Annotated in this window: 15 protein-coding genes and 1 tRNA gene; 9 read left to right on the top strand and 7 right to left on the bottom strand. The window is 51.9% G+C overall.

Annotation, left to right across the window (positions count from 1 at the left end):
- Window positions 1-32 precede the first annotated feature (32 nt).
- From ACFSSA_RS10565 to ACFSSA_RS10550, 4 genes are read left to right on the top strand one after another with little or no spacing between them, the layout of a single operon-like run.
- Window positions 33-659 carry a class I SAM-dependent methyltransferase gene (locus ACFSSA_RS10565; RefSeq protein ID WP_386820413.1) on the top strand — a complete coding sequence of 209 codons (627 nt, stop codon included), beginning with the start codon at window positions 33-35 and terminating at the stop codon, window positions 657-659.
- Window positions 656-1669 carry an NAD(P)/FAD-dependent oxidoreductase gene (locus ACFSSA_RS10560; protein WP_386820412.1) on the top strand — a complete coding sequence of 338 codons (1014 nt, stop codon included), beginning with the start codon at window positions 656-658 and terminating at the stop codon, window positions 1667-1669. Before ACFSSA_RS10565 ends, ACFSSA_RS10560 begins: the two co-directional genes overlap by 4 nt.
- Before the next feature lie 37 nt (window positions 1670-1706).
- Window positions 1707-2735 carry a type III polyketide synthase gene (locus tag ACFSSA_RS10555; RefSeq protein ID WP_386820411.1) on the top strand — a complete coding sequence of 343 codons (1029 nt, stop codon included), beginning with the start codon at window positions 1707-1709 and terminating at the stop codon, window positions 2733-2735.
- A 12-nt stretch (window positions 2736-2747) separates the two neighbouring features.
- Complete coding sequence (locus ACFSSA_RS10550; RefSeq protein ID WP_386820410.1) at window positions 2748-3491, top strand: YqjF family protein; 744 nt, start codon at window positions 2748-2750, stop codon at window positions 3489-3491.
- A 3-nt stretch (window positions 3492-3494) separates the two neighbouring features.
- On the opposite strand, the gene hisH is transcribed toward ACFSSA_RS10550, so the two are convergent.
- Genes hisH through ACFSSA_RS10530 form a run of 4 tightly spaced genes read right to left on the bottom strand, consistent with a single transcriptional unit; the run spans window position 3495 to window position 8002 of the window.
- Window positions 3495-4109: an imidazole glycerol phosphate synthase subunit HisH gene (gene hisH, locus ACFSSA_RS10545; RefSeq protein ID WP_386820409.1), complete on the bottom strand. Its 615-nt coding sequence runs from the start codon at window positions 4107-4109 to the stop codon at window positions 3495-3497.
- Window positions 4106-4696 (bottom strand): imidazoleglycerol-phosphate dehydratase HisB, encoded by a 591-nt coding sequence (gene hisB, locus ACFSSA_RS10540; protein WP_386820408.1) that lies wholly within the window; start codon window positions 4694-4696, stop codon window positions 4106-4108. The genes hisH and hisB overlap by 4 nt, the downstream gene beginning before the upstream one ends.
- 24 nt (window positions 4697-4720) lie before the next feature.
- A complete protein-coding gene (locus ACFSSA_RS10535) occupies window positions 4721-5785 on the bottom strand; it encodes a PTPDL family protein (RefSeq protein ID WP_386820407.1) in 1065 nt (354 codons plus the stop codon).
- A gap of 48 nt (window positions 5786-5833) precedes the next feature.
- A complete protein-coding gene (locus tag ACFSSA_RS10530; protein ID WP_386820406.1) occupies window positions 5834-8002 on the bottom strand; it encodes a DUF255 domain-containing protein in 2169 nt (722 codons plus the stop codon).
- 125 nt (window positions 8003-8127) lie between these two features.
- Here ACFSSA_RS10530 and ACFSSA_RS10525 point away from each other — a divergent pair, with 125 nt between their 5' ends.
- The 4 genes from ACFSSA_RS10525 (at window position 8128) to ACFSSA_RS10510 (ending at window position 10912) form a co-directional block, all read left to right on the top strand.
- Window positions 8128-8922 carry a ParA family protein gene (locus ACFSSA_RS10525; protein ID WP_386820405.1) on the top strand — a complete coding sequence of 265 codons (795 nt, stop codon included), beginning with the start codon at window positions 8128-8130 and terminating at the stop codon, window positions 8920-8922.
- The gene (locus ACFSSA_RS10520; RefSeq protein WP_386820404.1) at window positions 8922-9581 is read left to right on the top strand and encodes a hypothetical protein; all 660 of its coding nucleotides are present in this window, start codon (window positions 8922-8924) and stop codon (window positions 9579-9581) included. The genes ACFSSA_RS10525 and ACFSSA_RS10520 overlap by 1 nt, the downstream gene beginning before the upstream one ends.
- A gap of 63 nt (window positions 9582-9644) precedes the next feature.
- A complete protein-coding gene (locus tag ACFSSA_RS10515; RefSeq protein WP_386820403.1) occupies window positions 9645-10556 on the top strand; it encodes an RluA family pseudouridine synthase in 912 nt (303 codons plus the stop codon).
- Between the two features lie 122 nt (window positions 10557-10678).
- A complete protein-coding gene (locus ACFSSA_RS10510) occupies window positions 10679-10912 on the top strand; it encodes a hypothetical protein (protein ID WP_386820402.1) in 234 nt (77 codons plus the stop codon).
- A 3-nt stretch (window positions 10913-10915) separates the two neighbouring features.
- On the opposite strand, the gene murI is transcribed toward ACFSSA_RS10510, so the two are convergent.
- The 3 genes from murI to ACFSSA_RS10495 all read right to left on the bottom strand — a co-directional run bounded on the left by murI (window position 10916) and on the right by ACFSSA_RS10495 (window position 12728).
- Entirely contained in the window at window positions 10916-11818 is a 903-nt protein-coding gene (gene murI, locus ACFSSA_RS10505) for a glutamate racemase (RefSeq protein WP_386820401.1), read from the bottom strand.
- Between the two features lie 36 nt (window positions 11819-11854).
- Entirely contained in the window at window positions 11855-12472 is a 618-nt protein-coding gene (locus ACFSSA_RS10500) for a LysE family translocator (RefSeq protein WP_386820400.1), read from the bottom strand.
- 170 nt (window positions 12473-12642) lie between these two features.
- Window positions 12643-12728: transfer RNA gene (locus ACFSSA_RS10495), tRNA-Tyr, on the bottom strand.
- Between the two features lie 154 nt (window positions 12729-12882).
- Between ACFSSA_RS10495 and ACFSSA_RS10490 the strand changes: the two genes are divergently transcribed.
- Window positions 12883-14733: a carbon starvation CstA family protein gene (locus ACFSSA_RS10490; RefSeq protein ID WP_386820399.1), complete on the top strand. Its 1851-nt coding sequence runs from the start codon at window positions 12883-12885 to the stop codon at window positions 14731-14733.
- Window position 14734: the final 1 nt, after the last annotated feature.

The following is a 14734-nucleotide window of genomic DNA, read 5'->3' as shown; positions in this document are numbered from 1 at the left end:
GTAATTCTTCACCGTCTCCCTTTTGTCACCTTATGCGCAAGCTAACACCCGAACTTCTGGATACCCTGCCGCACGACGATCCCGGGGCTATATGTTCCCGCCGGGATCTGGTCCGTATCAATCGCTTCATGGGGAATGATTCCTGGATACTCCGGCACCTTCCGCAGTCACCCACCTCCATCACTGAAATTGGAGCAGGAGACGGGCACTTGCTGAAAATAATCTCCCGGGAATTCCCGGAAACGCCAATAAGAGCCTACGATCTGGCACCGCGTCCGGTCGGGTTTCCCGAAAAAATCGAGTGGGTGCAAGGCGATCTGTTTAAGCAGCCGCCAGCACCCAAGGGCGGTGTATTGATCGCGAACCTTTTCCTTCACCATTTCCACCCGGAGCAACTGACCGAGCTGGGTCATTGGCTGGAGAATTTTGATACCATCCTTATCAACGAGCCCCTACGCTCAAAGCTACCATTGATGATGGGAAAGCTCGCCCACCCCTTTATCCACCCCATCACCAGGCATGATATGCATGTCAGCATCGAAGCCGGTTTTGTGCCCAATGAGCTCGCCAGCCAGCTTCATCTGGATGGAAAAGGATTTATCATTAAAGAAACTTCCACGTGGCGCGGATCAATCCGCGTGATAGCTTCCAGAGCTTGAGAAAAACGATCACGATCATTGGAGGCGGCCTCACCGGTTTGTCCTTGGCTATCGCGCTCCGGCGCAGGGAGGTCCCAGTGATCCTTCATGAAGCCGCCAGCTATCCCCGTCACCGGGTTTGTGGAGAATTCATTTCCGGTGTCAGCGCTGAGACCCTCGAAAACCTCGGAATCTCCGGGCAATTCTCAGACTGCCTGCATCACACCAGCATTGCCTGGTATTCTAAAAACGAGCTGCTTAGAAGGAACAGCCTACCGGCTCCCGCGATAGCGATTTCCCGTTATCTGCTTGATGATCGACTACAAAAACTAGCCGTTGCGCTCGGCGTAGAGCTTCATCAGAAATCCCGGCAGAGGATCGACCCTGGGAAATCCGGCGTCGTCTGGTCCGCCGGACGCAAACCCGCCCGAGGAGAATGGATCGGATTAAAAGCCCATCTCCGCGGAATCGAAAATCACTCCGCGGAGAAAGCGCATTTGGAAATGCACAGTGGCCCACAAGGCTACCTGGGAATCACTCCTGTCGAAAATGGATGGAGCAATGTCTGCGGACTTTTCCGGTTGGATAAAACCATCCCCGGAAAGCGAGAATCATTAATTCCCGCTTATCTCCGGAGAAACGGAAATACGGTTCTCGCATCCGCAATAGAAGATGCCGAGTGGAAGCCGGCATCGTTTAATGCGGTAGCTGGTTTTCAACTAGGGTTGCAAGCTCCCCTCGCCGGCCTTCTCTCATTGGGAGATTCACACGCGATCATCCCACCCTTTACCGGCAATGGAATGACGATGGCCTTCCAATCCGCGGAAATTGCCACTCCTCACCTCATTTCCTACGCAGATAGTAATAGCACCTGGGAAGAGACTTGCTCTTCTATCAACTCCGCACTTTCCGATCACTTCCGGAAGCGTCTGACAGCCTCTCGGATGATCCATCCGCTCCTGTTCCAACCCTTCTCCAAATGGCTTCTGAGACATACTCCGATACAGCCAGTTCTCGCGCTGATCCGCTAAATTCAATTTTTCCCAGCTATCTCCCATAGAAATCATCATGTATCTGTCCTCACTGGCAACGGCCAATCCCACACATTCATTCTCTCAAAGAGAAACCTGGAAATCGCTGCAATTGCACCCGGATGCCGGGGCATTGAAGGGCAGGTCATGGAACCTTCTTGAGAAGATCCTCACGAACACCAGTTCGGGGATAGAATCCCGTCAATTTTCGTCGCCGGATCTGACTTCAATCTTCCACCAAAACGCACAGGAACTGAACCGGTCCTTTGAAATCCATTCGCCCGATCTTGCCTGCTCTGCGCTTCAGGAAGCATTGCTCAAAGCCAATGTGAATGCGGATGAAATCGACGCACTCATTTTGTGCACCTGCACGGGTTATCTATGCCCTGGTCCGTCCAGTTACGTGGCGGAAAAAATCGGATTGAGGACGGATGCCTATTTGCTCGATCTTGTCGGCCTGGGCTGCGGGGCGGCGATTCCCACACTGCGCGCGGCAGAAGGATATCTCGCTGCGAATCCCTCGCACAAAGTTGCCATGATCGCCGTGGAGATCTCGTCGGCAGCCTTTTACATTGATGATGATCCAGGCGTTCTGATCTCACTGTGTCTATTTGGTGACGGCGCTGCAGCAGCGATCCTAACCGGGGAGAAAACCGATGAACATCAGTGGAAATTCCACGATTTCGATACCTGCCACATTCCGGAAAATCGTGAAAAAATTCGGTTTACCAATGCCGGAGGAAAACTGAAAAATCAACTCCACCGCTCGGTGCCGGGGTTGGCCGCAGGAGCAGTAAATTCGCTTTTTGAAAAACGCGTGTTTCATCCCCAGCAAATTCTTGCCCATTCCGGAGGACGCGATGTGATCGAAGCGATCGAAACAGCTATCCCCGGCTATCACCTCCTGGAAACGCGGGAAATTCTCCGCCGCCATGGCAATATGTCCAGCCCATCCGTTTTATTCGCCCTAGCCGAGCGTTTGGGTTCCCATCCGGAGGATAACCAGTTGTGGCTGACTGCATTCGGCGCAGGCTTTGCAGCCCATTCATGCCACATAAGCAGATAGCTCTTTTCCGTAATGCAGCTTCCCTCCCAAGAACAACGCCTGGCATCATGCTTGCGCCCCGCTGGCAGACCGGTGATGAAACAGTGCTGGGCTGGGTTGGGCTTCTTCCATTGGTCCATCGAGCCCGAGATCATTGCCGGCCGGCTTCCAAAGAACCTCTGGCTCGATACGTTCGACGGGAAGGGATGGATCGGCATCGTTCCGTTCTTCATGCAACGCATCCGCCCTGCTTTTTGTCCCCCACTGCCTTGGCTGTCCTGGTTTCACGAATTGAACGTGCGGACGTATGTCTACGATGAAAATGGACGCCCCGGTGTTTGGTTTTTCTCCCTGGATTGCAATCAACCCATTGCCGTCGAGCTCGCACGGAAGGCCTTTCATTTGCCATACGAGCATGCGAAAATGTCATCTCAGACTCACGACGGGCGAATCAATTACCACAGCCATCGCAGATCATCATCCCTACCGGGAGCGGATTTCGACTATCCCCTTGCCCAAGATCCGAGGCCTGCGGCTCCCGGCACTCTGGAGTGGTTTTTAGTAGAGCGCTATGCGCTATATTCGACAGATTCCCATGGAAGACTATTCAGTGGGCGTGTGCATCATCGGCCATATCGGATCGAGCCAATGCAGAACGCGGAATACTCTCGTATTCCTTTTCAACTAAATGGGTTTCCGTCACCTCTCGGGACACCCCAATCAATGCTCGCGGCTGCTCCGGTGGACGTCAGTGTCTTCCCGTTGAAGCCTGTGTGAAAATCAGAGTCCTAGAAAATTCTTGAGGAGGGTCAAACCAGCATCCTGACTTTTCTCCGGATGGAACTGACAGGCCAGAACCTTTCCTTTTTCCACTGACGCCGCGAATTTTTCTCCTGCATAATCCGTCTCCGCGACGGCCCACTCCGGATCCGTAACGACCGGGAAATAGGAATGAACAAAATAAAAATAAGGTTCTTCCCCGAGACCTTTCCAATATCCTTGCCCGGCATCCGGAGGGGTAGCCCCATTCCAGCCCATCTGAGGGATTTTCTTACCTTCTGCCTCAGAAAAACGACTGCAGCGTCCTTTGACGATTCCAAGCCCAGGCACCTCCGGAGCTTCATCACTACCGTCGAAAAGAATCTGATAACCCACACAAATGCCGAAGTAAGGCTTTCCCGCGGCGATCCAATCTCTGAGTGCCGAAACCAGATTCCGTTTTTGCAATTGACGTATGACATCGCCGAACTCGCCCTGTCCGGGCAAGATCACGTGAGTCACATCTGCTAATTCCTCCGGAGTGTTGATGATTTTCGGATCCACACCGATGGCATGGAGCGCGTTTGCCACACTGCGGAGATTGCCCCCGCCATAATCCACTAAACCTACGTTCACAGAGCCTCCTTGGTGCTGGGAATTCCTTTGACTCGCGCATCTTTTTCACAAGCTTCGCGCAGAGCTCGCGCCAAGCCTTTGAAAATTGCTTCGGCAATATGATGCCCATCCCGACCGTAGAGTAATTCCACGTGAATGTTGGCGCGTAGGTTACTTGCTAGCGCGCGGCAGAATTCCTCGACCAAGGTAAACGGCATGTTCGGGGCATCGGGAGTGCCAACCGGGGCGCGGAATTCCAAATGGGGACGATTGCTCAGATCCACCACGACGCGAACGAGCGTTTCATCCATTGGCAGATACACGGAACCATAGCGGCGGATTCCTTCTTTCGTGCCGAGGGCCTCCTTCATGCACTCACCAATCACGATGCCAGTGTCTTCGATGGTGTGGTGGGAATCCACCTCAATGTCTCCATCGACTCTTGCATACAGATCAAACAGGCCGTGCTTTGTGAACAAAGTCAGCATGTGGTCAAAAAACGGGATTCCCGTTTTGACATCCGAGTTTCCAGAACCATCGAGATCAATCGAGAGATCAATCTTGGTTTCCGCCGTTTTCCTACTGCGTTTGGATATTCTACCGCTCATTTTTAATTAAATTTCACTACCGGACTATTTGGCAGGCAGATTTGCACGCTCTTGAAGTTTTTCGAGATACGGAGCGGGAATCTTATAGCTTTTTGCCGCCGACAATGCGGCTTTCTTTTCCTCCTCGGTTCCGGATTCAAGCTGACCCCATACCTCGCGATACGCTTCCGCCACTGGCTTCTCCAGTTCCTTCTGATTCTTAGCCGAGCTCAATCTACGGGTTTCCGTCTCCACCTGGCGGCGGGCTTCGGTAAGGGATTCCTTATGAAATGCGTCCGGCGTGACCCAGCTTCCACGATTGGCCTTTTCCTTCTCATATCTTGCTTGGATTTTAGCCATCTGATCGTCGAGCGCACGCTGGGTATTAGCGCGGTCCTCACCGGACATCCGGTCCAATCCGGTCTTACGCTTTTCCAAACGGCTGTCCAAGCTGGCAAGGTTTGCGTCCAAGCTGGCACCATACGCTTTGAGAACCTGCTGGATTTTGGCAACCAGTTCGTCCCGATTCTCAGCGTCATTGAAAACGGAATCGTATTCGCTGAACAGGCGCAAAGCACTTAGGAAGTCCCGCCGCGCGATCGTTTCTTCGATATTCCTCTCAGCGATGCGGGCATCGAATTCGTAGGCGTTTTCAGCATATTCGTCTCCGCTGATCAATTTGTCCCCGAATTTGATTCCGCCGTTTTCCACGACGGCAAGCTCCTCTTTCAATTTCGTGAGCATCTTCTTGGCCTCATATACATTGCCGCTTTTCGGATACTCGCTCACGAAACCTTCCAGGTCCCGGATACGCTGCTGATATCCCTCCACATTGAGGAAGTCAGGGGTCGGGACATAATCCGCAAGCTTTTCAAAAGCTTTTTCGTCCGCCTTGTCCTTACTGACAAACTTCACCTCGGACTTCGGGATGATCTTCTCATCCTTGATGGTGGCGGTCACGTTCACTTCCACCACATAGTTATCTCCTTCATCCCGGAGAACCCGGCCTTCCAGCCTATCTCCGTTTTTGAGGACAATCGTGTCGGCAAACAGGATCTGCGAGCAGGAGAGGAAGGTAGCAAGGATAAATGGGCTTACAGAAATTTTCATGGGATTTTTACTTCGTTGTATTGTCACAGGTAGAAACCACCATTTTTATCAATTACGCAAGGCGCGAGAAGAAATATCCGCTGCGTTTTTTATTCTTTTAACGTTTTTCTGAGGATTTATCAGGAGAACTTCGTCCGCTTCCATTTGATCTTCCAATAAAGCCAGAGCCATATCCCTACGGACAGCTGTTAGAGAGGTGCGACTGATTGCATTCCTCATCTCATCAGAAATCTCCTCACCATAGACAATCACCGGACTGTGCTCCCGGATGATGGCTCCTCGGATAATGCCTATATATAAGTTCGGAAAAGCTGTGGATTCAGTGGGAAGGCTGCTTGCCAGACTGGCAAAAGATTCCAGCATAGGCCTCCCAAGCGCTTGCATGCGCGATTCCGCGATGGAAAGCAGTTCTTTTGTCGATTCGTTGAGAATAAGTAATTTATCAGAAATCGGCAGCTTCAAAATATCGGCTGCCGGAGGGCATTCGCGGAGATAGTCGCCAGTAGAAAAAATTTCGCCAGTGGTGGTAGCCAAATCATCGGCAAGGAGGAGGAGCTCTTCATCCAGTGTGATTCCAGCGACATCGAGGACCGCTTGCATGGCCAGCGCATAGAGATACGCCCGACCGGCGACCAAGCTTTTTTTGTGGCCTCCGGCAAAGAGCTGAAGCTCCGGCCCGATGAAAAATCTTTCCTGGACTCTGCGGAGCAATTCCACAGCTTTTTGTCTGTATTGATCATCACCTGTCGCGCGGTAAAAGGCGGCATAAACTTGGACGATGTTCAGGCTGGCCTCGCAGTTGGCATCAGTCGCATCAATGATCTTACCGGTTCGCAGTTGCCTGGCTTTCAGCAATTTATCGCGGACGATCTCCATTTCATTTGTCACAGAAGTGTCGTCCCATCCACTTTCTGCGGCCAATTCCCCGATCGTTTTCCGGAGCCCGATCGTATTTTGTCTGAAGTATTTCCGCTCGGGATCCACATCCGCCGGGATATTCCCCATTTCCTTCATCCCACTGGCGGAGACCCAAAGTCTCTGCTCTTCCGGATCAAGCAATTCGCTGATTTCGCTCATTCTCCAGAGCCAATTCTCCGAATGAATATTGCGGGCGGCACCAAGACAAAAGAGACCGTCATGCGTTTCATACTCTTTTTCCATGAAAAGCAGAGCTGCGGAGGCCTTGGCCAGAACGCGTTTATCCCCGCTAGCTTCATAAACATTCAACAATGCACAGACAGCTTGGGCTTGTGTCGCACTATTCCGGTTGAAAAATGGCAGCTCCCATCCTGTGCCACGTTTTGAGCTGAAAATTCCCCCGTCGAGAGGATCGAACATCGGGCTAACCAGGAGATCTTCAACCAACATTCCGAGCACGGATTCGGATTTCTCTCTAATATCGGAAGGTATCGAATCCGTGCTGACGACGGTTGCCAAAAGGTTTAGCACACCGGATGGGAAGTTTCTGCCAATTCCATCAAAGGATCGCGAACCAGCATCATAGAGTGAAGTAAGTTGCCGCAATGCTTTGAGTGAATCTTCCGCTGGAGCTTCACTGCACTTTTGAGATGCTACCTCCTTCTCCATCCGTTCGCGCCGGAGAGCGTGGGAGAGTCTGCTATTTTCCGTGATGTATTGCGGATCTTCGGTCCACATCTTATCGATCATGTTATGACTTCGATAAAATTTTTCGCTGAAACTTTTCGACGCATCGCCATAGGCTGGAAACCACGCCAGAGGATCCCCGTCCGGAGAAAACCACACCATCAAAGGAAAACTGATATTGATCTTTGTCTCACTGCAGAGTTCCACAGCCAGGACTGCCATTTCTCGCGTAGCGGAGACGTCTATTAGTATCGGCTGGTAATCGTTGTTGAATATTTTCACCAAATCCGGCGCGTCGTCGATATCCCTCAGAACCCAGTCATAATCAGGACATTTCGGAGAAATCAGCATGGCCAGGATCAATTTTCCTGAGGAGCGCGCTTCATCCAAAGAGGCTTTTGTCCATGGCTGCCAAAAAACCGGAGAGGTCCCAGCTTGTCGATAAACATCTCCCGGGAGATTTACCATCCGGTTCGTGCGGAAATCCATACCCAGCTTCCCGGCCGCCTCCTTCCGGACTCCGTCTCCGGCTTTCTCTTTCCTCCCATCACATCCCACAATCGACGTGAGCGCCATCGCAATCAGGCCGAAATACACCTTGCTTCCAATCATTCAGATAACCTCCCTTAACACTGACTTCTTATCGAGGAAAATCCAGCTGCTGCCAAGATGGAAGAAAAGACTTCCGAAATGGAGTGGCACAGCTAACCTCCGCCAACAAATCTTTTCTCTCAAGCGTGATCAGCATCGCAATCTCCAGCCAAAAAGGCGGTGTGGGTAAAACCACACTCTCCATCAACCTTGCCCACGCGTTCGCTCGCGCGGGCTATAACACCCTGCTCGTAGATGCGGATCCCCAGGGCTCGGTAGGCCTGTCCCTCACGCGCCAATCCAGATTGCTCTCCGGCTTCTATGATTTTCTCGCAGATCCCGGTATTCCAATGGACCGTCTTGTCGTCCCCACCCGTCTGGAAACCTTTTCATTGGTGGCTGCCGGTCAGGCAAGTGACTACGAAGCCGGGAATGGCTCTTCAGGCTCCCACCTCGCCCGTGTCCGCGCGTTTCTCAGAAATGTGGCAGCCCGCCGATTCGATGTCTGTCTGATTGATACCGCCGCCGGGCTGTTTGGGGTTACCAACGACATCATCGCATCCGCTGACGCATTGATCATCCCTCAGCAAGCAGAACCTCTGGGCATTCGTTCGGTTCCCAAGCTCCTGGAAGGACTGAACCGACTTCGGATCATCAATCCGCGGCTCAATGTCCTGGGAGTATGCCTCACAATGCTCCAGCAGAATTTGGCGGAAAGCACGGAGGCTGCAAATGCATTGCGCCAGTTGCTCCCCGCGGAAATGCTCTTCAATACCCCGATCTTGCGCGATGAAGTCTACGTCCGCGCCAGCGCAAAAGGCTTACCCGTCGGTATTCTGGAAGAAGGAAAAGGAGCAGAAATCATTTTCGATTCCCTACGCGCCGAAATCCAGGCCAAGCTCAAGAAATCCAGGCAAAACTCATCGTTTCAATCACACTGATGGACCCGATCAATCCATGGCTTGACCCCTCAGAAGTCCGGCATTTGGCGGAGCAGCTCCTACGCCCTGTAGCTCCTGCCAGGCTGACGGCGGCGGATCCCGGCTTCGATGCCGACTTCATTGGTTTTATCAAACCGGAAGCCGCAGTGGCTCGGGACCAGGAAAGCCCGCCCTCGCTACGGGATACAGAGGTTGAAGAGGAGAAGTCCGAAGCTGAGGCTTCGCCGCCCGCCAGTGCGCCACCCGCCTCTGATCGCACGGAATCAAGCCAGGAGAAATCACCCCAGCCTGGAGCACCGGCACCTTTACCGGCTGCGCCATCACAATCCCGCTTCCTGGAACGCATCCGAATTTTCCGCGATTGGCTGGCAAAAAACTTTTCCGCCCGAGATATCTTCATTCTGGATCGGGACGGCAAAGTCATTTTTGATGAAAGTGGTCACGGCCGCCTTCACTTTATGGCGCGGAATCTCGCGCTTGCTTCCCGCGGTTCAGGGAACATCCATGTAAAAATCGGTCCGGCGTCCATTCTGGAAGTCATTCCCTGCGAGACCCCCTACGGCAGAATCGTTCTGGGCAGCCTCGTCCCGGAATCCCTACCGCCCAGCCACGTGCAAACAATCACGGAAGTTCTGCTTCAGACCGCATCTCCAACCTAAAAAATCCTTCCGTCCCATAGGCTCATATATTTCATCTGATCTTCGAGCCTCGTTCCCTCCAACATGCATATCCACGTTTCCGAAAAGCACGACCGGCTCGATGCTTTCCTAGCTTCCCACCTCTCGGAACTATCACGCTCCCGCATCCAGACATTAATCCGGGAGCAATACATCCTCCTCAATGAAAAGCCCGCAAAACCGCGGGACACTATTAAAGCAGGAGATCAGATTTCCATCGCAATCCCCGAGGCGGTTCCTGCCCAGGCACAGCCGCAGGATATTCCGCTGAATATTATCTATGAGGATGAACACATTCTGGTATTGAACAAAGACCATGGTGTCGTGGTCCATCCCGCTCCCGGCAATCCCGATGGGACCCTTGTCAACGCCCTACTCCATCACTGCAAAGGGCAACTCTCCAGAATCGGCGGCGTCGAGCGCCCAGGGATCGTTCACCGCCTTGATAAGGATACCTCAGGTTGCCTCGTCGTCGCCAAGACAGATCCCGCACACCAGGGCCTCGTGACACAATTTTCCGAGCGGTCCACCATGGAAAAACTCTACCTCGCAGTCACCCATGGCTTACCAAAACCGGAGAAAGACACCATTTTCACCCATATTGGCCGCCATCCGGTCAACCGACAAAAGATGGCAGTGGTAAATCCTCCGGGAGGAAAAACCGCAATCACGGACTACGAAATTCTATACAAGGACATCGCTACTCAAACCGCCTTGGTTCTTTGCCATCTGCATACTGGCCGCACCCACCAGATCCGTGTCCACCTTCATCACAAAGGCACATCAATTCTCGGCGATCCTATCTACGGAAAAAAACATTCGCTTCCGACTCCACGCCTTCTGCTCCATGCGTGGAAACTCTCCTTCGATCATCCGGTCTCAGCGGAAAAAATGAGTTTCATGTCTCCCCCGCCAATCGATTTCCAGCCATGGCTCGAGAACGCCTCGATATCCTGAAAATCTTTCCGCAAAATTTTCAAAAGAAATCTCTATCTAACACCATCTGAATCAACTTATTATCAGTCGCTTACAAAAAAGAACCCATTTCTGATTGGAAGCTTCTCCCCCTTTGTTGAATCATGAAAGCTCCCCTGCTCTCTCCAGTCATTTTGGCATGTTTGCTAAATTTGGGTGGCCATGCTTTTGCTGAAAAGCAAAATTGCCCGATCATCCTTCCCGAACCAGACGAGCTGGCGCCCGCGAAAATTGCGGAGCCCCGGATCGATCCGGATATCTTCACAAACATCCCGGAGCCCTCTGCCGCTTTACTTGGCACGCTCGGTGCATTTTTACTACTGCGCCGCAGAAAATAGAGATCATCCGGATATCGGAATCTCTCCCAAAACCGCTCTACGCACTCTGCCGGGTGCACGGCTCAAGAATCGACGGGCCAGGTCCTCAAACTGTTCGGATAGGTCCGTCAGATAGATTTCCAAGTCACCTTCTTCATTTCTCTCACTGAGCAACTCCATATCGATCAGCATCTTCTGCAGGTGCTCCGCACACGTCGTCGCAGAATCCACCAACCTCACCTCTGTCGGCAGGATCTCCTTCAAAACGGGCACAAGCAACGGGTAATGGGTGCATGCCAGCATCAACGTATCAATCCCTTTTGCCATCAAAGGCTCCAGGTATTTTGACAAAATTTCTTTCGTCACAGATTCTGTAATCCATCCTTCTTCAATCAGTGGTACAAGCAAGGGAGTTGCCACACCATGAATCATCAAGCCGGTTTTCCTCGTAGCCAGTGCATGTTGATAGGCATGGGAGCCAATCGTGCCCCGTGTGGCAATAATTCCCACCCTCTCGGCTTCCCCATCCGCCAATGCAGCTTCCACACCAGGCTCTATAACGCCCAGAATAGGAACACGATACTTCTGCTGAAGCATCGGCAAGGCGTGCGCCGTTGCGGTGTTACAGGCCACCACAATCGCCTTCACCCCTTTTCCAAGTAGAAAGCCTACATCTTCATCGGAGAATTGCCGGATCGTCTCGGGACTTTTTGAGCCGTATGGTAACCGGGCAGTATCGCCCAAGTAGATTACGTTCTCTCTGGGCAATAGATCCTGCACGGCCCGAACGACCGTTAGACCACCCACTCCAGAATCAAAAAATCCCAACGCTGCTTCCTTCACGCCGCAGATTCTTTCGATCCAGCCGCTTTCATCAATCACCAAAACCAGCGAAAATACGGCTTTCAGGATTCGTCTTTCGACCACTTCTTTTCGGAAACCCTAGTATCCCCACGCAAGTAGCTATACTTTTGCAATTAGATACACGCCTGTCCCCACCATGATGGTTCCGGAGGCGATACGCGAATACTTTTGGGCTCTTCTATTTTGGAACCGGGAAACGATCCGACTTGCAGCAAATGCATAGAACATCTTCACACCACCCACAGTCAGAATCGTTACCGAAAATATCCAAAATATTGCGGTTCCCGTAAGCTGATTCATATCGACAAATATCGGGAAAAGACTGGCGTAAAATAAAATCGCCTTCGCATCTCCCAGGGTCAAAAACAGTCCGGCTAGGAAGCTTGTGAGTAATCTCGGTCCGGCGGAATCCTCTCGTTTCAATACAATCTTTCCTTTCGTAAGTAGCAGCCCGGCCCCGAGCCAAATCAGATAGAATCCGCCAATGTATCGGATAATGGCAAAGAATGCTCCCATGGTTTCAGCCAATACGTTCATTCCGAGCATGGCCAAAGCTACGAAGACAAGATCCCCCAGAACAATACCGAAGGCTACGGCGGCACCATTTCCCACTCCCAAAGAGGCCGACCTTGTAATGACCAGAGCAACACTAGCGCTCGGTAAAGCCGCTAGAGCCAGCATCACCACAGCCAACGTGATTATCGCAAGAAAAGTCATATTTCAATCCGACTGAATCGCTTTCGAAGCCTCTCGTTTTTTTGGAAGACATCAAGAGATCTTTCGAAAAGGGAAATTCTTTGCTCGTGATATCATGAGCAAAAAAAAGCGCTGTAACCAACCTATTGAAGATTACAGCGCTTTCCGGTCGATTAAGACCATCAAAATGATGGTGGGCAGGGCTGGATTCGAACCAGCGTACACTTTCGTGAGCAGATTTACAGTCTGCCGCCTTTAACCACTCGACCACCTACCCGGTGCCGCTTGTGCGGGCCGAGATTCTTGTCTGAGAGATCAATTTTTGGCAAGTAAAAAACGACAAAAAGCTGAATTAAAATTTGCAGGCCTCCTGCGGCGCAAACGAGAATATGCTTCTCATAACTGCGTCAGTCAGTTTTTCTCTTCGTCTCATGCAAACCCTATTGATCGCAATTGGCTCATTCGTCGCCTACTTGATCGCTTACCATACCTACGGGCGCTGGCTCTCGACGAAACTCTTCAAGCTGGATTCAAAAGCGATTGTGCCCTCTGTATCGGAAAACGACGGGACAGATTTTGTTCCCACGCCAAAATCGGTGGTTTTCGGACACCACTTCACATCGATAGCAGGCACAGGACCGATAGTCGGACCAGCCTTGGCGGTAATGTGGGGCTGGCTGCCAGCTTTACTGTGGGTAATTTTCGGCTCAATTTTCATAGGTGCGGTTCATGATTTGGGATCACTGGTGGTTTCCTTACGGAACAAAGGTCAAACCGTTGGAGATATAGCCGGCCGTGTGGTTCATCCGCGTGCACGTTTGCTTTTTCTAGCGATCCTCTTTTTAGCTCTGACGATGGTTCTGGCGATCTTCGGACTGGTGATCGCTAGGGTATTCACTGCATTTCCCTCGTCCATTTTCCCATGCCTTTTTCAAATCCCTTTGGCAATGGTCATTGGAGCCTTTCTTCACAAGAAGGGAGCAAAGTTACTCATTCCATCGCTCATTTCCTTAACTCTGATGTATCTCAGTGTTTTCTACGGAGACACGGGGTTTCTCCATTCCGTAAACTTGTGGTTCAGCCAATGGCCGCTGATTGGCTGGGTGATATTCCTTTTATTATATTCCTATGCTGCTTCCGTAATGCCTGTCTGGCTCCTACTGCAGCCTCGTGACTTCATCAATTCCCTGCAATTGCTCACTGCACTAGGATTGCTGGTGGCCGGCTTGGTGGTGGCGGCATTGGTCGGGGTGCCAATTCCGGATGGCCGCGCCCAGCTGGAGATCGTCGCTCCCGTGGTGGACACCGGCCATCTGTCATCGCTTCCTATGATGTTCCCGTTTCTGTTCATCACCATCGCCTGCGGAGCTATATCGGGTTTTCACTGTCTCGTCTCCTCGGGAACGACTTCCAAACAGCTGTCGTGTGAAACCGACGCCCAGAGTGTTGGCTACGGGTCCATGCTCGCCGAAGGTTTTCTTGCCGTAATCGTAATTCTTGCCTGTGTGGCGGGGATCGGACTAGGAGTAAAAAGTCCGGATGGAGAGACTTTAACGGGCTTGGCAGCTTGGAACTCACGCTACGCAACTTGGGCGGCTGCGGAAAAAGGTGCTCTTGGCGCCTTTGTTCAGGGTGGATCGAACTTTATTACCTCCTTGGGAATTTCCGCTGGAGCGGCCACAGCATTGGTCGGAGTTTTAGTCGCTTCCTTCGCTGCCACCACAATGGATACGGCGTGCCGTCTCCAGCGTTATGTCATCCAGGAAGTCGCCGCTACTTTAGTAAAACACAAACCGGAAACGGCTCCCCACCCGCATGTCGGATTAACCCTGAATCCGCTGACGTGGCTTTCCAACCGTCATGGCGCGACACTTTTCGCCATCTTTGTCGCGTTTATTTTGGCGATTGCACCGCGAAAAGGGATTCCCTGGACATGGAGCACTGCCGGAGAAGGAGGCCTGATCCTCTGGCCCCTATTCGGAGCGATCAATCAACTATTGGGAGGGCTCGCATTCATTGTAATCCTGTTCTGGATGCGAAGAAGAAATATGCGCCTCTGGTTCGTGGCTGTTCCCGCAATCTTTATGCTAATACTTCCTGCCTGGGCATTAAGCTATCAGCTTTTCTTCCAAGCTTTGGGCAAAACACAATCGTGGATAGGCGAAGGAGATTGGTTTCTTGGTGGGTTTGGAATCATCACGCTTCTCATCGAGATCTGGATGATTGTCGAAGCCGTCCGCGTATGGCCAAAAGTGCGGGGTGAGCTAGAACGCCAGATTTAGT

Origin of the sequence: Luteolibacter algae, from assembly GCF_042683045.1 — a bacterium.
GTDB lineage: Bacteria > Verrucomicrobiota > Verrucomicrobiia > Verrucomicrobiales > Akkermansiaceae > Luteolibacter > Luteolibacter algae.
Note: the sequence above shows the minus strand (reverse complement) of the source record. Positions and strands in the feature narration are given on the sequence as shown.

Excerpts from the sequence above, each read along its gene's own strand:
- ACFSSA_RS10565 (WP_386820413.1), top strand. The coding sequence starts at position 33 with ATGCGCAAGCTAACACCCGAACTTCTGGATACCCTGCCGCACGACGAT.
- ACFSSA_RS10555 (WP_386820411.1), top strand. The coding sequence starts at position 1,707 with ATGTATCTGTCCTCACTGGCAACGGCCAATCCCACACATTCATTCTCT.
- ACFSSA_RS10550 (WP_386820410.1), top strand. The coding sequence starts at position 2,748 with ATGCAGCTTCCCTCCCAAGAACAACGCCTGGCATCATGCTTGCGCCCC.
- hisB (WP_386820408.1), bottom strand. The coding sequence starts at position 4,696 with ATGAGCGGTAGAATATCCAAACGCAGTAGGAAAACGGCGGAAACCAAG.
- ACFSSA_RS10535 (WP_386820407.1), bottom strand. The coding sequence starts at position 5,785 with ATGAAAATTTCTGTAAGCCCATTTATCCTTGCTACCTTCCTCTCCTGC.
- ACFSSA_RS10530 (WP_386820406.1), bottom strand. The coding sequence starts at position 8,002 with ATGATTGGAAGCAAGGTGTATTTCGGCCTGATTGCGATGGCGCTCACG.
- ACFSSA_RS10520 (WP_386820404.1), top strand. The coding sequence starts at position 8,922 with ATGGACCCGATCAATCCATGGCTTGACCCCTCAGAAGTCCGGCATTTG.
- ACFSSA_RS10515 (WP_386820403.1), top strand. The coding sequence starts at position 9,645 with ATGCATATCCACGTTTCCGAAAAGCACGACCGGCTCGATGCTTTCCTA.
- ACFSSA_RS10510 (WP_386820402.1), top strand. The coding sequence starts at position 10,679 with ATGAAAGCTCCCCTGCTCTCTCCAGTCATTTTGGCATGTTTGCTAAAT.
- ACFSSA_RS10500 (WP_386820400.1), bottom strand. The coding sequence starts at position 12,472 with ATGACTTTTCTTGCGATAATCACGTTGGCTGTGGTGATGCTGGCTCTA.
- ACFSSA_RS10490 (WP_386820399.1), top strand. The coding sequence starts at position 12,883 with ATGCAAACCCTATTGATCGCAATTGGCTCATTCGTCGCCTACTTGATC.